Raw genomic sequence first — 17,580 nt, 5'->3', positions numbered from 1 at the left:
GCGGGCCCCGGGGCGGGGTGCCCCGGGGCCCGCGGCGCGGGGGGGTGCGGCGGCTCAGCCCGCGCGGTGCCGGTCCAGGACGGCGGCGATCCGCTCGCGCAGCCCCTCCTGGCTCTTCCCGCCGTCCATCCGCTCGCCCGCGAGCACGTAGGTCGGGGTGCCGGTCACGCCGATCGCCCTGCCCTCCGCGTGGTCCGCGTCGACGGTCAGGATGTGGCGGCCGTCGACGAGGGCGGTGTCCATCTCCTCGGCGTCCAGGCCCAGCTCCCGGGCGACGTCGAGCAGCAGCTCCTCGCCGCGCCGGTCGAGCTCCTCCACCCGGGCCAGCACGGCCTCCACGAAGGACCACCCGCGCCCCTGGGCGAACGCCTCCTCGGCCGCCTGGGCGGCGGCGAACGCGTGCTTGTGCTTCTCCAGCGGGAAGTGGCGCAGCTCCACGGTGAGCGCGTCGCCGTAGGCGGCCCGCAGGGCGCGGACGTCGTCCAGGGCGGTGCGGCAGTCCGGGCACTGCAGCTCGCACCAGAACTCGAGGCGGGGGAGGGTTCCGTCGGTCATGGGAACCAGTCTCCCACCGGCGGGGAGGGCCGCCGCCCGCAGGCGGGCCGCGCCCCGGGCGCCCGCGCCCCCGTGCGCCCGTCCGGCGGCACGGGTCCGGTGGCACAGGTCCCGCTCGCGGGTCCCGCGTCACAGGCTCCGCGTCACAGGTCCGGGACCCCGGGTACGGGATCCCCGGGCCGTGGTTGCCGTGGCGCGGGGCGGGCACGATGAGGACGTGACGACCGAGGTGCTCTGCTACGCCCTCTCCGCCGCCGGGCTGGCGGTGGCGCTGCTGTGCGCCGTGCGGCGGCGGTTCACCGCCGCCGTCCGCTGGCTCGCGGTGGCCCTGCTGCCGGCCGGCCTGTACCTCTCCGGCCTGGTGCCCGTCGCCCGGCGCGTCGGCCGGGCACTCGGGGACTGGGCGGCCGCCCTGGTGCTCGGCCCGCGCGTCTGGACCGGCCTGGGCATGATCGCGCTGTCGCTGCTGCTCCTCGCCGCCGCCCGCGCGGTGTCCCGCCGGCGCGCGGCCCGCGGACCGGCCGCCGAGTCCGCCGTGCCCGCCGCGGCACCGCGTGCCGCGGCCCCGCCGTCCCCGCCGGCCCCGGCCCTCGGCGGCGGTCCGGCGAAGCCCGGACGGCCCGGACAGCCGGCGAAGCCCGCCCGGCCCGCGGAGGCGGGGAAGGCGCCGGGGGCCCGCCCTGCGGGCTCCGGCGGCACGGACGACCTCGGGGACTTCTCGGAGATCGAGGAGATCCTCCGCCGCCGCGGCATCTGAGCCCCCCGTCCGCCGTTCGCCGTCCCCGCCCCCGCGGGACGCGGCGGCCCGCACCGCCGCGGCGCCCGGGACCGGGCGGGCGACCGTACGGGCGGCCGGACGGGTCCGCCCCGCCGGGGTCCCGGCGCGGACGGGGGCCCTGCCGGTGTCCCGGCGCCGCGCGCGGGGGCCCGCAGGTCAGCGGGCGGGCGCGGCCAGGGCGTCCGGCGTCTCGGCGGCGGAGCGCTGGCGGGCCCGGTACGCCGCGACGTGCAGCCGGTTGCCGCAGGTGCGGCTGTCGCAGTAGCGCCGGGAGCGGTTGCGGGAGAGGTCGACGAAGACCCGGGCGCAGTCCGGCGCCTCGCAGCGGCGCAGCCGCTCGCGCTCCCCGGCGACCAGGATGAACGCCAGCGCCATGCCCCCCTCGGCGCCGAGGTGGTCGGCCAGGGCGGCGCCCGGGGCGAAGTAGTGCATGTGCCAGTCGTGGCCGTCGTGGTCGGTCAGCCGGGGCGTGGTGCCGGCCTGGGCCACCAGCCGGTTCACGAGGTCGGAGGCCTCGCGGGTCGAGGAGGCCGCGAACACCGCCCGGAGGCGTTCCCGCAGGGCGCGCACCGCCTCCAGGTCCGCCTGGCCCAGCGGGCCGACGTCGCTGATCTCCCGCCGCACCACGAAGTCGCGCAGCGCCGCCAGGTCGGGCAGGTCCTCGCGCCCGCACGCCTCGGGGGACGTGTTGAGGAGTTCCACGAGCATGCCCAGGGCGCACTCGGTGTCATGGGTGATCAGCACGTCGAGACTCCTCGCTCGGCGTCCGGGCCCGGTGCGGGCCGGGGTTGCGGCGGGCGCGGTCGCCCCCCGTCCGTGGCCGCGACTCTACCCGTACGGCGCCGGCCGGCGGGCGGCCCGACGCGCCCGGGCGGCAGGTCCGCCGCCGTGCGGGGAACACGGTGGCGGGCCTGCCGCCGGACGGTCTTCGGTTGTCCGCCGGGCCCGGCCGCCCCGGCTCTGCGAGGCGCCGGAGCGGCCGTACCCCCGAGTAGGACGGCCGCCGCGGCGCCGGACTGCGATGGACCCCGGTCCGGCGGTCAGCTCTCCGCCAGGATGTGGGACAGCTCCCGGTCCAGGTCGAAGTGGCGGTGCTCGGTGCCGGGCGGCACGGCGGCGTCGGTGCGCTTGAGGAAGGACTCGAGCGCCCGTGCGGGGGCCTCCAGGAGGGCCTCGCCCTCCGGGGAGCTCAGGGCGATGCAGACGACGCCCTGGCCGTGGCTCCGGGAGGGCCAGACACGGACGTCGCCGGTACCCGTCGGCCGGTGCAGCCCTTCTGCCAGGAGGTCGCGGGCGAACACCCACTCCACGGTCTCGTCGGCACCGGTATGGAAGGTGGCGTGCACGGCGTAGGGGTCGGCCGTGTCGTAGCGCAGGCCCGCGGGGACGGGCAGGGAGGAGTCGCTCGACACGATGAGGCGCAGGTGCAGCTCGCAGCTGACCGTGGTGTTCATAAGCGCCAGGGCCTTTCGCTCAGTGTGCGCTCGGGGAATCGCACGTCGGCGAACGGACCATCCCACCCAGGCGACCGGTGTAAACCCCTCTGTCCCGATTAGGGAGCGGTTCGTACCCCTTCCGGCGCATCCCGGAAACGCCGGTGCGGCCGTTCCGGTGAGCGAGTCGGCACACAGTGCCGCGAAACGCTCGGGTAGGTTTTCGAGTATGGCGCCGCAGAGAGACCACGAGGGCACCGGCGCGGTCCGGGGCACCCGGTCGCAGTCCCCTCCCGGACCGGAGTCCCGGACCGACCCGCAGCCGGGCCCCGACGACAGCCGTGACCGGGTCCCCGGCCGTGAGGCCGGTGCGGGCCGCGACCACGGCGGACGGGTCCACGAGGGGCAGGCCCGCGAGGGGCACGTCCACGAGGGGCGGGACCACGAGGGACGGGACCACGAGGGGCAGGACGGGGAGCAGCCCCGCCCCCGGTACGGGTCCAGGGCCCCCGCGTTCATCCGCCGCTCCCGGTCGCTGCACCTCACCTGGCGGATCGGGATCCTGGTCGTCGGCGTCGCGGTGATCGCCGGCGGCGTGCTGCTGCTCCCCCTGCCCGGCCCCGGCTGGGCCGTGATCTTCGGCGGCCTGGCGATCCTCGCCACCGAGTTCGCCTGGGCCCAGCGCCTGCTGCACTGGGCGAAGGCCAAGCTCACCGAGTACGCGAGGAAGGCCGTCGACCCGCGGGTGCGCCGCCGGAACCTGCTGATCCTCGCGGCCGTCCTGGTGCTGCTCGCCGCCGGCGCCGCCCTGTACGTGAGCCGGTACGGGTGGGCGCTCCCCCGGTGGTGACCCGGGGGCGCCGGTCACGACCACCCTGCGACATGCGGTAATGTTTTCCCTGCGCCCGGGCGATTAGCTCAGCGGGAGAGCACTTCGTTCACACCGAAGGGGTCACTGGTTCGATCCCAGTATCGCCCACCGGGAATGGACCCCGGCCGGAATTCCGGCCGGGGTTTCCGCATTGTCGCAGGAATGCTCCGTCCGGTGGTTCCGCGCGCGGGGCGGGACCGGTTCCGGGGCGCTTCCCCGAGTGGTCCGGCGTCGGCTCCGGCACCCCCGCCGCCTCCTGACGGCCGGTCACCGGGAAGCGCGTTGCGGGGCGCCCCCGGGGGGGTGGTAACGTTCTTCCTGTGCCCGGGCGATTAGCTCAGCGGGAGAGCACTTCGTTCACACCGAAGGGGTCACTGGTTCGATCCCAGTATCGCCCACCGGGAAGAAGGCCCCGACCGGATCATCCGGTCGGGGCCTTCGCCGTGCGTGCGCCGGGTTCCGCGGGTCCGGGCCGGTGGCGCGGGTGCGCCTCCCGGGCCGGCCCGGGACCCTCAGGCCGCCGCCTCGCAGCTGTGCACGCGCCCCGGCTGCAACCGCCGCCCGCACCCGCACCGCCGGGGCCGCAGCGGCCAGGCGGTGTCCACCCGCTCCGGCGTCCCCGACCGCTCGAACCACGCCTGCAGCCCCCTGGCCTGCGCCGCGTGCCACACGGCCTGCCGCGGGTGCAGCTCGCCGGGGGAGAGGGAGCCGAGCGTCCCCGGGTGGCGGCGGCCGATCTCCCGCACGACCTGCAGCGACGCGAGAGCGTCCGCCGCCGCGTCGTGCGCCGCCCCGAGGACCACCCCGTAGTGGACGCACAGGTCGGTCAGCGTCCGCCGGCCCTTGCGGTAGCGGTCCACGTGCTTGTCGAGCACCCGCGGGTCCAGGACGAGCAGCGGCGCGCCGTCCCCCAGGTGGTCGGCGAGCGACCGCCCCCGGTGCCGTTCCAGCTCCCGGTCGAGCAGGGTCAGGTCGTACGGCGCGTTCATCACCACCAGCGGCACCCCGGCGCCGGCCAGGTCGGCCAGCGCCCGGGCCACCTCGTCCACGACCGCGTGCGGCGGCCTGCCGTGCGCGCGCACCTCGGCGTCGCTGATCCCGTGCACCGCCCGGGCGGCCTCGGGGATGGGGACGCCGGGGTCGGCGAGCCAGTGGAGGGTCCGGGCGGGCTCCGCCGGGCCGGTCTGCAGGACGAGCGCCGCGGAGACGATGCGGTCGGTCTCGACGTCCACGCCGGTGGTCTCGGTGTCGAAGGCGGCGAGGGGCCCCTCGTACCAGTGCGCCATGACGGGACCTCACTTCCTCTTGCAGCACGTCCTCCTGGCGGTGTGATACCCGCTCCGCCGCCGGGCAACCCGTCCCGACCTGCGCGTTTCGCCCTCCCCGCGGCGGGGGATCACCCCGGGTGACGGCCTGTCCGCTCCCCAGGACGCCGGGGCCGCCACGGGGACACGGGGACGGCACGGCCATGGCGCTGACACAGCCCGAGCCGGGCGGCCCGCCCACGGTGTGGGCCGCACCGCTGCGAGGGGACCTGGCGACCACCGCCTGCATGGAGACGCTGCAGGTGGCGTACCTGCACGCCGTCGCCGCAGCCGCGGGCTGCTCGCTCTCCCAGCCGTTCCCCGACAACGGCATCGACTGGCACGTCAGCCACGGCTCGCCGCTCCACGCGGTCGACGACGAGGTCACCGTCAAGATCCAGCTCAAGGCGACGCAGCAGACGGCCGCCTGCCCGCCCGGCCCGTTCTTCAGCTTCACCCTCGACAACGACCACCTGCGCACCCTCGCCCGGTCCCGGGTGGCGGTCCACCGCATCCTGGTGGTGATGCTGCTGCCCAGCGCCGTCGACGACTGGCTGCTGGCCCGGCCCGACCGCCTGGAGCTGCGGCACTGCTGCTACTGGGTCAACCTCGCGGGACACCCGGTCACCGGGAAGCGCCGCACCAACGTGCGCGTCCCGACGGCGCGGATCTTCGACGACCGCGCGCTCTGCGACATCATGGCCCGCGTCGGCGCGGGCGGCAGCCCATGACGGGAGGCGCGCGTGACTGCGACACCGCGTGAGGACGGGTCCGGCGGCGACGGGCGGCCGGACGGCGGCGGACAGGGACGGCCGGGCAGCGGCCGGGCGGACGCGGGACGGCCGGACGCGGGACGGCCGGACACCGGACGTGCCGCCACCGGGCGTGCCGCCACCGGACGTGCCGACGCGGTCGCCGGCCCGTGGCCCGGACCGCCGCGCGTCGACCCCGGCCGTGTCGACCCCGGGGTGCTGGGCGCCCTGCTCGCCCGCCACGGCTGGGTGCGCCGCGGCGGCCCGGCGGACCGCTACGGCCGCTGGACGCCGCCCGGCGGCGAGGCGTCCGGCCTCAGCCTGCTGGTCCCGGCCGGACGGGCCTTCGACGACGCCGACGAGCTGCTCGCCGAGGCCCTCGCCGCACTGGTCCGCTCCCCGCTGCCGTCCGCCCGGTCCGTGCTGCTGGCCCTCGACGTGCCCGGCGACGAGGTCCGCTGGGAGCGGGAGGCGCCCGGCGCGGACGGCGCGGTGCCCTGGGAGGCCGAGGACGCGCTGCGCGCCGCCGCCGCGGCCATGCTGCGGGCCGCGGCCAAGGCGGCGCACACCCGGGCGGCCTTCTTCGGCGCCCGGCTCGACGGGCACGCCGCCGCCTTCCTCCGGCAGGTGCTGGTGGCGGGACCCGGCAGCGGCGCCGGCCGGCTCACCGCCCACGTGCCCGCGCCGGAGGGCCGCGGCGCCACCACCGTGCTGGTCCGCTCCCTGGAGGCGCTGCGCGACGCGGTCGACTACCGCCGGGCCACCGGGCGGCCCGAGGCCTTCGACGGGTCGGTGGGCGCCGGGGTGAGCCGGGAGCTGGCGGCCTCGGTGGCGCAGCTGGTCCGGGGGAGCGAGGGGGCGCAGGTCGCCCTCGCCTGGTCCCCGGCGGCCGGTACGCCGCGCGGGTTCACCGACCGGCGGCCGCCCGTGGAGTTCTCGCCCGGCGACCTGCCGGCCCTGGAGGAGGCGGTGGAGCGGCTGGAGCGGGCCGAGCCCGCGGTCGAGGTCCGGATCACCGGCGCGGTGGTGCGGCTGGGGCGGCCGCGGCCGGACGGCGCCGGGGCCGTGCGGCTGCGGGTGCTGGCCGGGGCGGACGTCGCGGAGGTCCGCGTCCGGCTGGAGGAGGAGGAGTACCGCACCGCCGTGCGGGCGCACCTGGCGGGCGTCCCGCTGCGGCTCGGCGGCCGCCTGGAGCCCGGCAGCGGGTTCCGGCGGCTGGCCCGCCCCCGCGGCGTCGAACCCTGCGAGCTCGACGACGCCGAGCGCGACCGCCTCCTCAAGGCGCTGCGGGACCGCCCCGAGGAGGACGCTCCGTAATTCTCGGTACCATCGACACCGCAGCCGTAGGCTGCTCCGAAAGCATTCCGCGAGTTCCGCGAGTCAGGAGAGACCGGTGTCGGACGTCCGTGTGACCATCAACCGCGAACCCGATCGGGAAGAGCGCGTGGTGACCACGGGCACTACCGCCGCCGAGCTGTTCACCGGCGACCGCGCCGTCGTCGCCGCCCGCGTGAACGGCGCCCTGCGCGACCTCGCCCACGTGCTCGCCGACGGCGACGAGGTGGAGCCCGTCGCCGTCACCAGCGAGGACGGCCTGGCGATCCTGCGCCACTCCACCGCCCACGTCATGGCCCAGGCCGTGCAGGAGCTCTTCCCGGAGGCCAAGCTCGGCATCGGCCCGCCGATCAAGGACGGCTTCTACTACGACTTCGACGTCGAGAAGCCCTTCCACCCCGACGACCTCAAGGCCGTCGAGAAGAAGATGCAGGAGATCGTCAAGCGCGGCCAGCGCTTCTCCCGTCGCGCGGTGAACGACGAGGCCGCCCGCGAGGAGCTGGCCGCCGAGCCGTACAAGCTGGAGCTGATCGGCCTCAAGGGCTCCGCCGCCGAGGCCGCCGACGGCGCCTCCGCCGAGGTCGGCGCGGGCGAGCTGACCATCTACGACAACCTGGACGCGAAGACCGGGGAGCTGTGCTGGAAGGACCTCTGCCGCGGTCCCCACCTGCCCACCACCCGCCTCATCCCCGCGTTCAAGCTGATGCGCAGCGCCGCCGCCTACTGGCGCGGCAGCGAGAAGAACAAGCAGCTCCAGCGGATCTACGGAACCGCCTGGCCGTCGAAGGACGAGCTCAAGGCCCACCTGGACTTCCTCGCCGAGGCCGAGAAGCGCGACCACCGCAAGCTCGGCGCCGAGCTGGACCTGTTCTCCTTCCCCGACGAGCTCGGCCCCGGCCTGGCGGTCTTCCACCCCAAGGGCGGCGTGATCCGCAAGGCCATGGAGGACTACTCGCGCAGGCAGCACGAGACCGCGGGCTACGAGTTCGTCAACACCCCGCACCTCTCCAAGGAGCGCCTCTTCGAGATCTCCGGGCACCTGCCGCACTACGCGGACGGCATGTTCCCGGCCATCCAGTTCGACGAGCAGAACTACCGCCTCAAGGCGATGAACTGCCCGATGCACAACCTGATCTTCAAGTCGCGCGGACGCTCCTACCGCGAACTGCCGCTGCGGCTGTTCGAGTTCGGGACGGTCTACCGGTACGAGAAGTCGGGCGTGGTGCACGGCCTGACCCGCTCCCGCGGCTTCACCCAGGACGACTCGCACATCTACTGCACCAAGGAGCAGATGCCGCAGGAGCTCGACACGCTCCTGACCTTCGTGCTCGACCTGCTGCGCGACTACGGCTTGACCGAGTTCGAGCTGGAGCTGTCCACCCGCGACGACTCCGACAAGTTCATCGGCACGGACGAGGACTGGGAGGAGGCCACCGAGGCGCTGCGCCAGGCCGCGGAGAAGCAGGGCCTGCCGCTCACCCCCGACCCGGGCGGCGCGGCGTACTACGGTCCGAAGATCTCCGTGCAGGTCAAGGACGCCATCGGCCGCTCCTGGCAGATGTCGACCATCCAGGTCGACTTCAACCAGCCCAAGCGCTTCGACCTGGAGTACACCGCGGCGGACGGGTCCCGTCAGCAGCCCGTCATGATCCACCGGGCGCTCTTCGGCTCGATCGAGCGCTTCTTCGGCGTGCTGCTGGAGCACTACGCCGGCGCCATGCCGCCGTGGCTCGCCCCCGTCGCCGTGGTCGGCATCCCGATCACCGACGAGCACGTCCCGTACCTCCGGGAGGTCGCGGCGAAGCTGCGCGCCGAGGGCGTCCGCGTCGAGGTGGACGCCTCCGACGACCGCATGCAGAAGAAGATCCGCAACGCGCAGAAGGCCAAGGCGCCCTTCATGCTGCTGGCCGGCAACGACGACGTCGAGGCCGGGGCCGTCTCCTTCCGCTACCGCAACGGCGAGCAGAAGAACGGCGTCCCGGTGGACGAGGCCGTCGCCGAGATCGTGAAGGCCGTCCGGGACCGCGTCCAGGTCTGAGCCGGCGGTCGCAGCGCCCGCGGGGCGGCTCCCTTCGGGGAGCCGCCCCGCGGCGCCTATGCTGATCCGCATGACGAGCGAGCCGGAGCTGCAGGACGGGGTCGGGGAGCCGGACGGCTTCCAGCGTCTGTGGACCCCCCACCGAATGGCGTACATCAAGGGCGAGAACAAGCCCACCGGCCCCGGCGAGGACGAGGGCTGCCCGTTCTGCGGCATCCCCGCCCTGAGCGACGAGGACGGGCTGGTGGTCGCCCGCGGCGAGCGCGTGTACGCGGTGCTCAACCTGTACCCGTACAACGGCGGCCACCTCATGGTCGTCCCGTACCGGCACGTCGCCGACTACACCGGCCTCGACGACGCCGAGACCGCCGAGCTGGGCGCCCTCACCAAGCAGGCGATGACCGCGCTGCGCGCCGCCTCCGGCGCCCACGGCTTCAACATCGGCATGAACCAGGGCGCGGCCGCCGGCGCCGGCATCGCCGCCCACCTGCACCAGCACGTGGTGCCGCGCTGGGGCGGCGACACCAACTTCATGCCCGTCGTCGGCCACACCAGGGTGCTGCCGCAGCTGCTGGCCGACACCCGCAAGATGCTGGCGGAGGCCTGGCCGGCGGCCTGATCCGCCGTCCGCGCACGGTGGGGGCCGGGACCCTGCAGGGTCCCGGCCCCCACCGTGCGCGCCCCGTGCGCGGGGCGGCCCGCCTCAGGCGTCGTAGACGTCGGCCTTGAAGGGCCGCACGCCCTCCGCCTCGGCCCCCGGCAGCAGCGAGTGCGCCTTGGCGAACTTCTCCACGTCCACGTCGTGCTCGGCGAGGAACTCGTCGATCACGGTGCGCACCGTCCGCACGATCGGGGTCGCGGCGCGGATCGCGTCGTCCGCCATGAAGCGGTGCGTCCACATCCGGTCCACCCACGCCGAGCGCAGGCCGAACGGCTCCGGCAGCACCAGCTGACCCCCGAGCCAGTCCCGGACCACGGGCGTCCACATCAGCGGGGCCCGCACGGCCAGGCGCACCACCTCGTCGCCGTCCACCACCGGCAGGTGGCGCTTCTCCTCCTTCCACGGCCGGCCGGGCCGGGTGAAGGTGACCTCCTTGGGCGAGGGCTTGGTGGTGAACAGGCCGGCGATCGGGCCCAGCGCGTGCCCGGTGACCTCCACCCGCAGGTAGTCGTGGAGCACGGTGACGGTCAGCATCAGCGACACCACCAGCTGGCCCTTCCAGAGCACGAAGTGGGTGCCCTGGTAGTGCCGGGGCTCGGCGCCGAACTTCTGCGCGTTGCAGAGGTTCTGCACCGCGAAGTCCCGCATCCGCTGCCCGTCCATGGTCTCGACGTCCCCGGGCCGGGCGATCTCGTCCGCGCCCTCGCCGACCGGCCGCACCGCCCACTGCTCCAGCCGCGGCGCCGGCATGCCGCCCGCCGCGACCTCGCTGCGCTCCAGCGCGCCCAGCCGCTCGTTGATCCTGCGGACCAGGTCCCACGGCCGGAAGGAGTGGATGTCGGCGGCGCCCTCCCGCGGCGCCAGCGGTCCGGTGAGGTGCCAGGCGCCCCAGCGCCCGCCGAGGCCTAGGATCCCCTTGGTGCCCGCGTAGTGCAGCACGTTGGTCTCCTGCTCGGCGGCCAGCCGGTCCAGCTGGTCCCGCAGGTCCACGGCCTTCGCGTCCTTGTCGTCCCGGGGGACGATCTTCGGCAGCATGGGGCCCATCGCGCTGCCCTCGACCAGCGCCGTCCACTGCGCCCGCATCTGCTCCGCGCTGCGCAGGCAGATCCGCTTCGCGGCGTACCAGCCGACGACCGGCGCCACCATCATCACCCGCAGGTACAGGGCGGCCATGCCGCTCGCGGGCGGTTTCAGCACGAAGAGGACGCCCAGCACCGCCAGGGCGGCGAAGACCACGCTGCCGTACAGGCCCGCGCGGTCGGGCGCCGCCTTCCGCAGCACCGCCCGCAGCTGGAAGGCGAGCAGCCACAGCAGCGCCCCCGGCAGGAACAGCACGCCGGTGAGCAGCGTGACCAGGGACAGCTGCCGGTCGCGCCCGTTGCGCAGCTCCTGCGCCTCCAGGCAGTGCTCCACGACCATCCGGGCGTCGGTGCCGAAGGACGGCACCAGCGGTTTGCGGCCGCTGCCCAGCGTCCGGGCGATGACCGCCTCGGTGAAGGCCTCGCCGAGGTTGGCCCGGAAGAGCGCGAAGCGCGGCGGCTTCGGCTTCACGTCCGGCCGCAGCCTCACGAGGTCGTCGAGCGGCCCGTCGCGGTACGCGGCCGAGGCCAGCGCCTGGGTGACCGCGGTCTGGGGGCCCGTGTCGAACCGGGGTATCTGTGCCCCGGGGGTCATGTCGAGCGTGGTCACGCGGCCTCCCCCTCCTCCCCTGTCAGCGGCAGGCTACCGCGCCCCGCTCCGCTGCGGCGACGCTCTTCTGACCAGGCGTCACCGGCCCGGCGCGCGGTTCACCGGTCCGGATGGTTCTGCCCCTCCGCGCCCCCCGCCATGCGCCCCGTTCCCCCCTCGGTGGGATCCGTCGGCGCGCGGCGGGGGCGCACGGCCGGGCCCGTGGGGCAGGATCGGGCCATGGCCACACGACCGGTTCTCGTCTACGACGGCGACTGCGCCTTCTGCTCCCGCTGCGTCGGGCTCGCGGCGCGGCTTCCCGCGGACCCCGCCGCCCGGGGCTGGGACGCCGTCCCCTTCCGCACCGCCGACCTGGCGGGACTGGACGCCCGCTGCGGCGGCCTGGGGCTGGTCACCGCCCGGCGCGCCGGGCGCGAGGTGCTCTGGGTGACCCCCGGCGGGCAGGTGTACGGCGGCGCGCAGGCCGTCGCCCGGCTGCTGATGCGTGCCGGGGGCGTGTGGATTGTGCCGGGCGCCCTGGTCACGCTCCCCCCGGTGCGCTGGGCCGCGGCGGGCGTGTACCGGCTGGTCGCCCGCCACCGCCACCGGATGCCCGGCGGCACGGCCGCCTGCGCCCTGCCGCCCCGAACGACCTGAGGCCCGGCCCGGCCCCGGCAGGACCGGGGCCCCGCACGGCCGGTTGCCCGGCCCGGGGCCCCGCACGGCCGGTTGCCCGGCCCGGTCCGCGGCCCGTCCGCCCGTCCGGCCCCTGCGGCCTGCCGTCCCGCGGCAGGCCGCACGCCCCGGGCCGGCACCCCGGCGGGGGAGCCGGCCCGGGGCGGCGGGCGGCCTCAGCGCCCGGCCGGCTGCGCCTCCCGCTCCTGCTCCCGCATCCGTGCCGCCACCTGCGGCGGCATGGGCTCGTGGCGGGCGTACTCCCGGGAGAACCGCCCGGTGCCGTGCGAGAGCGACCGCAGGTCCACCGCGTACCGGCTGATCTCCACCTCCGGCACCTCCGCCCGGACCAGGGTCAGCCGGCCCGACGGCACCGGCTCGGTGCCCAGCACCCGGCCGCGCCGCGCCGACAGGTCGCTCATGACCGTGCCCACGTAGTCGTCCGGCACCAGCACCCGCACCTCGGAGACCGGCTCCAGCAGGTGGATCACGGCCTGCGCGGCCGCCTCCCGCAGGGCCAGCGCGCCCGCGGTCTGGAAGGCGGCGTCGGAGGAGTCCACCGAGTGAGCCTTGCCGTCCACCAGCGTCACCCGGACGTCCACCACGGGGTGGCCGGAGGCGACGCCCTTCGCCAGCTGCGTGCGGATCCCCTTCTCCACGGAGGGGATGAACTGCCGGGGCACCGCCCCGCCCACCACCCGGTCGACGAACTCGAAGCCGCCCCCGGTGGGCAGCGGCTCCACCTCGATCTCGCAGATCGCGAACTGGCCGTGCCCGCCGGACTGCTTGACGTGCCGCCCGCGCGCCGAGGCGGCCGAGCCGAACGTCTCCCGCAGCGGCACCCGGTACGGCACCGGGTCCACCTGCACCCCGTAGCGGGTGCGCAGCCGCTCCAGCAGCACGTCGGCGTGGGCCTCGCCCATGCACCACAGCACCAGCTGCCGCGTGTCGGGGTTCTGCTCCAGCCGCAGCGTCGGGTCCTCGGCGACCAGCCGGGCCAGGCCCTGCGAGAGCTTGTCCTCGTCGGCCTTGCTGTGGGCCTCCACCGCGACCGGCAGCAGCGGGTCGGGCATCTCCCACGCCTCCATGAGCAGCGGCTGCTCCTTCGCCGAGAGGGTGTCGCCCGTCTCGGCCCGGCCCAGCCGCGCGACGCAGACGATGTCCCCGGCGATGCCCTTGGGCGCCGGGTGCTGGTGCTTGCCGAACGGCGTGGACAGCGCGCCGACCCGCTCGTCCACGTCGTGGTCCTCGTGGCCGCGGTCGGCGAGGCCGTGCCCGGAGACGTGGACGGCCGCGTCCGGCCGCAGCGTCCCGGAGAAGACCCGGACCAGGCTCAGCCGGCCCACGTACGGGTCGCCGCTGGTCTTGACCACCTCGGCCGCGAGGGGCCCCTCGGGGTCGCAGGCCAGGGCGGGCCGCGGCCGGCCGTCGGGCGTGGTGACCGGCGGCGCCTCGCGTTCGGCGGGGGAGGGGAAGCCGGCCGTGACCAGCTCCAGCAGCTCCACCGTGCCGATGCCCTGCTTCGAGCCCTCGACGGGCGGCGCCGCCGCCAGCACCGGGTGGAAGGAGCCGCGGGCGACGGCCCGCTCCAGGTCCTCCACGAGGGTCTTCACGTCGATCGCCTCGCCGCCGAGGTAGCGGTCCATGAGGGTCTCGTCCTCGCTCTCGGCGATGATCCCCTCGATGAGCCGGCCGCGCGCCTCCTCCAGGGCGGGCCGCAGCACCGGGTCCGGCGCGCGCTCCTCGCGGACGCCCGAGGAGTAGTCGAGGACGCGCTCGGTCAGCAGGCCGACCAGGCCGCAGACCGGCGGCTCCCCGTCGTGGCCCGGGGCGCCGCCGTGCAGCGGCAGGTACAGGGGGAGGACCGCGTCGGGGTCCTCGCCGCCGAAGGCCTCCCGGCACGCCTCCACCACCTGGTCGAAGTCGGCGCGGGCGGTGTCCAGCTTGGTCACCACCACGGCGCGCGGCATCGACACGGCGGCGCACTCGTCCCACAGCATCCGGGTGGCGCCGTCCACGCCGTCGGCGGCGGAGACGACGAACAGGGCCGCGTCGGCGGCCCGCAGGCCCGCCCGCAGCTCGCCGACGAAGTCCGCGTAGCCGGGCGTGTCCAGCAGGTTGACCTTGACGCCGTCCCACTCCAGGGGGACCAGCGAGAGCTGCACCGACCGCTGCTGGCGGTGCTCGATGTCGTCGTGGTCCGAGACGGTGGTGCCGTCCTGCACCCGTCCGGCCCGGTTGACCGCGCCGGCGGCCAGCGCCAGCGACTCGGCCAGGGTGGTCTTGCCCGCACCGCTGTGGCCGACCAGCACCACGTTCCGCAGCTGTGTGGGGCGGTCGGCCGCCGGCGCCCTTCCGGCGGCTCCTGATGGGTGGGATCCCTTGTCGGCCATGTGCCTGCTCCTCCCACTGCGCGTCCTTCGAGCTTTCCACCGTGTTCGCCCCCGGTCCATACGGGAGCGGCCGCCGCTGCTCCGACGGGGGGTGCCCGGGCCGCGTGCGCGCCCCGCGCGGCTACCATGGGCCAGCCGCAGAACCGAACGAGATCGGAGCCGTCGGAAAGGCCATGCTCAACAAATACGCGCGTGCCTTCTTCACGCGTGTCCTCACGCCGTTCGCGTCGATGCTGCTGCGCGCCGGGATCAGCCCCGACGCGGTCACCCTCATCGGCACCGCGGGCTCCGTGGCGGGCGCGTTGGCCTTCTTCCCCAGGGGCGAGTTCTTCTGGGGCACCATCGTGATCACGCTCTTCATCTTCAGCGACCTGGTGGACGGCAACATGGCCCGCCAGGCCGGCCGGTCCAGCCGGTGGGGCGCCTTCCTCGACTCCACCCTCGACCGGGTCGCCGACTCGGCGATCTTCGGCGGCATCGCCCTGTGGTACGCGGGCAAGGGCGACAACCTGCTGCTCTGCGCGGTGGCGGTCTTCTGCCTGGCCTGCGGCCAGGTGGTCTCGTACACCAAGGCGCGGGCGGAGTCCCTGGGCCTGCCGTGCGACGTCTCCGGACTGGTCGAGCGGGCCGAGCGGCTGGTGGTCACCCTGGTCGCCGCCGGCCTGGCCGGGCTCCACGGCTTCGGCGTGCCGTACGTCGAGTGGCTGCTGCCGGTCGCCCTCTGGCTGATCGCCGCGGGCAGCCTCGTCACCGTCCTCCAGCGGATGCTCACCGTGCGCCGCGAGGCCGCCGAGGCGGAGGCCGGGGCCGCCGCCGCCGGCGGTACCGAGGCCCGGGAGGCGGGGGTATGAGGGAGCGGCTCGCCGACTCGGCGTACGCGCTCGGTTGGTCCGCCGTGCGGCGCCTGCCCGAACCCGCCGCGACGGCGCTCTTCCGGCGGATCGCCGACACGGCGTGGCGGCAGCGCGGCAAGGGCGTGCAGCGGCTGGAGGCCAACCTGCGCCGGGTCCGCCCGGACGCGGGCGAGGCGGAGATCCGCGACCTGTCGCGCGCCGGGATGCGCTCCTACCTGCGGTACTGGCAGGAGTCCTTCCGGCTGCCGGCGTGGGACGCCGACCGGATCGCCCGCTCCTTCGCCCCCGAGGGCCACGAGCGGATCGGCCGCCACCTCGCCGAGGGGCGCGGCGTGGTCCTCGCCCTGCCGCACATGGGCAACTGGGACCTGGCCGGCGCATGGCTCGTCTCCCACCTGGGCCACCGCTTCACCACCGTCGCCGAGCGGCTGAGGCCCGAGTCGCTCTTCGACCGCTTCGTCGCCTACCGCGAGGGCCTCGGCATGGAGGTGCTGCCGCTGACCGGCGGCTCCGTCTCCGTCGTCGGCACCCTCGCCAAGCGGCTGCGCGCCGGCGGGCTGGTCTGCCTGGTCGGGGACCGGGACCTCTCCGCCAACGGCGTCGAGGTCGACTTCCTCGGCGAGCGGGCCCGGGTGCCCGCCGGTCCGGCCGCGCTGGCCGTGCAGACCGGTGCGGCGCTGCTGCCGGTCACCCTCTGGTACGACGGGACGCCCGTGATGAAGGGGACCGTGCACCCCGAGGTCCCGGTGCCGGCCGAGGGCTCGCGCCGCGAGAGGTCGGCCGCCATGACCCGGGCCCTCGCCGCGGTGTGGGCCGAGGGCGTCCGCAGCCACCCCGAGGACTGGCACATGCTCCAGCGCTTCTGGCTCGCCGACCTGCCGGCCGCCCGCGCCTCCGCGCAGGATGCCGCCGAGGAGCCCTCCGGGGCCCCCGCGGAGACCCCCGTCGGCGCCTCCGCCGCGCAGGACCCCGCCGAGGAGCCCTCCGGGACCCCCGCCGGCGCCTCCGCCGGGCAGGACCCCTCCGCGCAGGGCACCTCCGGACCGGCCGCCGCCGGCCGGGGCGAGGCGGCCGCCCGGTGAGGATCGGCATCGTCTGCCCCTACTCCTGGGACGTCCCCGGCGGCGTCCAGTTCCACGTCCGGGACCTCGCCGACCACCTGCTGCGGCTCGGCCACGACGTCTCCGTGCTGGCCCCCGCCGACGACGACACCCCCCTGCCGCCGTACGTCGTCTCCGCGGGCCGTGCCGTGCCGGTGCCCTACAACGGCTCGGTGGCGCGGCTCAACTTCGGCTTCCTCTCCGCCGCCCGGGTGCGCCGCTGGCTGCACGAGGGCCGCTTCGACGTGCTCCACATCCACGAGCCGGCCTCCCCGAGCCTCTCCCTGCTGGCCTGCTGGTCCGCCAACGGGCCCATCGTCGCGACCTTCCACACCTCCAACCCCCGCTCCCGCGCCATGACCGCGGCGTACCCGATCCTGCAGCCGGCCCTGGAGAAGATCCGGGCCCGCGTCGCGGTCAGCGAGTACGCCCGCCGCACCCTCGTGGAGCACCTGGGCGGCGACGCGGTCGTGATCCCCAACGGCGTGGACGTCTCCTTCTTCGCCGACGCCGAGCCGGACCCCCGCTGGACCGGCGGCGCCGCGGACGGCGGGCCGGCCGCCATCGGCTTCATCGGCCGCATCAACGAGTCCCGCAAGGGCCTGCCGACGCTCCTCGCGGCCATGCCCGCGATCCTCGCCGCCCGCCCCGGGACGCGCCTGCTGGTGGCCGGGCGCGGCGACGAGGAGGAGGCGCTGGAGGGGGTGTCCGAGGAGGTCCGCCGCCAGGTGGAGTTCCTGGGCATGGTCAGCGACGAGGAGAAGGCCCGGCTGCTGCGCAGCGTCGACCTGTACGTCGCCCCCAACACCGGCGGCGAGTCGTTCGGCATCATCCTGGTCGAGGCCATGTCGGCGGGTGCGCCCGTGCTGGCCAGCGACCTCGACGCGTTCCGCCAGGTGCTCGACGGCGGCGGCGCGGGCGAGCTGTTCCCGGTGGAGGACGCGGAGGCGCTCGCCGCCGCCGCCGTCCGGCTGCTGGGCGACCCCGCGCGGCTGGCCGCCCTGCGCGAGGCGGCCTCCCGCCACGTGCGGCGCTTCGACTGGGAGACGGTCGGCGCCGACGTCCTCGCCGTGTACGAGACGGTGGCGGCGGGCGCCGCGGCCGTCGAGGAGGACGAGCGGACCGGCTGGCTCGGACGCCTCGGCCTGGCCCGCGACTGAGCG

At 75.8% G+C, this 17,580-nt stretch carries 16 protein-coding genes and 2 tRNA genes; 12 read left to right on the top strand and 6 right to left on the bottom strand.

The annotated features are described in order from the left end of the window. Positions 1-54: 54 nt before the first annotated feature. Positions 55-555 (bottom strand): DsbA family protein, encoded by a 501-nt coding sequence (locus tag ACFY07_RS02195; protein WP_230647753.1) that lies wholly within the window; start codon positions 553-555, stop codon positions 55-57. Between the two features lie 217 nt (positions 556-772). Between ACFY07_RS02195 and ACFY07_RS02190 the strand changes: the two genes are divergently transcribed. After that, positions 773-1,312 (top strand): hypothetical protein, encoded by a 540-nt coding sequence (locus ACFY07_RS02190; RefSeq protein WP_390866961.1) that lies wholly within the window; start codon positions 773-775, stop codon positions 1,310-1,312. A gap of 177 nt (positions 1,313-1,489) precedes the next feature. Here the strand turns inward: ACFY07_RS02190 and ACFY07_RS02185 are convergent, their stop codons facing one another. Continuing rightward, positions 1,490-2,077, bottom strand: coding sequence for a CGNR zinc finger domain-containing protein (locus ACFY07_RS02185; RefSeq protein WP_390866960.1), 588 nt, complete (start codon positions 2,075-2,077; stop codon positions 1,490-1,492). 296 nt (positions 2,078-2,373) lie between these two features. Beyond that, positions 2,374-2,787 carry an SsgA family sporulation/cell division regulator gene (locus tag ACFY07_RS02180; protein ID WP_055586074.1) on the bottom strand — a complete coding sequence of 138 codons (414 nt, stop codon included), beginning with the start codon at positions 2,785-2,787 and terminating at the stop codon, positions 2,374-2,376. A gap of 208 nt (positions 2,788-2,995) precedes the next feature. On the opposite strand from ACFY07_RS02180, the gene ACFY07_RS02175 reads away from it, so the two are divergent. From ACFY07_RS02175 to ACFY07_RS02165, 3 genes are all read left to right on the top strand, one after another. Further along, entirely contained in the window at positions 2,996-3,616 is a 621-nt protein-coding gene (locus ACFY07_RS02175; protein ID WP_390866959.1) for a TIGR02611 family protein, read from the top strand. Positions 3,617-3,673: 57 nt separating this feature from the next. Next, positions 3,674-3,745, top strand: a tRNA-Val gene (locus tag ACFY07_RS02170). Between the two features lie 218 nt (positions 3,746-3,963). After that, positions 3,964-4,035, top strand: a tRNA-Val gene (locus ACFY07_RS02165). A gap of 114 nt (positions 4,036-4,149) precedes the next feature. Here ACFY07_RS02165 and ACFY07_RS02160 read toward each other — a convergent pair. After that, on the bottom strand, positions 4,150-4,923 hold the full coding sequence (locus ACFY07_RS02160; RefSeq protein WP_390866958.1) for an exonuclease domain-containing protein: 774 nt from the start codon (positions 4,921-4,923) through the stop codon (positions 4,150-4,152). 182 nt (positions 4,924-5,105) lie between these two features. Between ACFY07_RS02160 and ACFY07_RS02155 the strand changes: the two genes are divergently transcribed. The 4 genes from ACFY07_RS02155 to ACFY07_RS02140 all read left to right on the top strand — a co-directional run bounded on the left by ACFY07_RS02155 (position 5,106) and on the right by ACFY07_RS02140 (position 9,685). Further along, positions 5,106-5,672: a DUF4365 domain-containing protein gene (locus ACFY07_RS02155; RefSeq protein ID WP_390866957.1), complete on the top strand. Its 567-nt coding sequence runs from the start codon at positions 5,106-5,108 to the stop codon at positions 5,670-5,672. A 12-nt stretch (positions 5,673-5,684) separates the two neighbouring features. Continuing rightward, positions 5,685-7,010, top strand: coding sequence for a hypothetical protein (locus ACFY07_RS02150; protein WP_390866956.1), 1,326 nt, complete (start codon positions 5,685-5,687; stop codon positions 7,008-7,010). A gap of 76 nt (positions 7,011-7,086) precedes the next feature. After that, positions 7,087-9,066, top strand: coding sequence for a threonine--tRNA ligase (gene thrS, locus ACFY07_RS02145; RefSeq protein ID WP_390866955.1), 1,980 nt, complete (start codon positions 7,087-7,089; stop codon positions 9,064-9,066). A gap of 58 nt (positions 9,067-9,124) precedes the next feature. Continuing rightward, positions 9,125-9,685 carry an HIT family protein gene (locus ACFY07_RS02140; RefSeq protein WP_390866954.1) on the top strand — a complete coding sequence of 187 codons (561 nt, stop codon included), beginning with the start codon at positions 9,125-9,127 and terminating at the stop codon, positions 9,683-9,685. An 84-nt stretch (positions 9,686-9,769) separates the two neighbouring features. Here ACFY07_RS02140 and ACFY07_RS02135 read toward each other — a convergent pair whose 3' ends face one another. Next, positions 9,770-11,416 carry a hypothetical protein gene (locus ACFY07_RS02135; RefSeq protein ID WP_390866953.1) on the bottom strand — a complete coding sequence of 549 codons (1,647 nt, stop codon included), beginning with the start codon at positions 11,414-11,416 and terminating at the stop codon, positions 9,770-9,772. Positions 11,417-11,635: 219 nt separating this feature from the next. On the opposite strand from ACFY07_RS02135, the gene ACFY07_RS02130 reads away from it, so the two are divergent. Then, positions 11,636-12,052 (top strand): thiol-disulfide oxidoreductase DCC family protein, encoded by a 417-nt coding sequence (locus ACFY07_RS02130; protein ID WP_390866952.1) that lies wholly within the window; start codon positions 11,636-11,638, stop codon positions 12,050-12,052. Between the two features lie 194 nt (positions 12,053-12,246). Here ACFY07_RS02130 and ACFY07_RS02125 read toward each other — a convergent pair whose 3' ends face one another. Continuing rightward, on the bottom strand, positions 12,247-14,463 hold the full coding sequence (locus ACFY07_RS02125; RefSeq protein ID WP_390866951.1) for an elongation factor G-like protein EF-G2: 2,217 nt from the start codon (positions 14,461-14,463) through the stop codon (positions 12,247-12,249). A 173-nt stretch (positions 14,464-14,636) separates the two neighbouring features. Here ACFY07_RS02125 and pgsA point away from each other — a divergent pair, with 173 nt between their 5' ends. From pgsA to ACFY07_RS02110, 3 genes are read left to right on the top strand one after another with little or no spacing between them, the layout of a single operon-like run. Further along, positions 14,637-15,314, top strand: a complete 678-nt coding sequence (pgsA, locus tag ACFY07_RS02120) for a phosphatidylinositol phosphate synthase (protein WP_390866949.1) — start codon at positions 14,637-14,639, stop codon at positions 15,312-15,314. Then, positions 15,311-16,399, top strand: coding sequence for a phosphatidylinositol mannoside acyltransferase (locus ACFY07_RS02115; protein ID WP_390866948.1), 1,089 nt, complete (start codon positions 15,311-15,313; stop codon positions 16,397-16,399). The genes pgsA and ACFY07_RS02115 overlap by 4 nt, the downstream gene beginning before the upstream one ends. Next, on the top strand, positions 16,396-17,577 hold the full coding sequence (locus ACFY07_RS02110; protein ID WP_390866947.1) for a glycosyltransferase family 4 protein: 1,182 nt from the start codon (positions 16,396-16,398) through the stop codon (positions 17,575-17,577). The genes ACFY07_RS02115 and ACFY07_RS02110 overlap by 4 nt, the downstream gene beginning before the upstream one ends. Positions 17,578-17,580 lie beyond the last annotated feature (3 nt).

The organism is Streptomyces sp. NPDC001380 (assembly GCF_042895785.1).
Lineage (GTDB): Bacteria > Actinomycetota > Actinomycetes > Streptomycetales > Streptomycetaceae > Peterkaempfera.
Note: the sequence above shows the minus strand (reverse complement) of the source record. Positions and strands in the feature narration are given on the sequence as shown.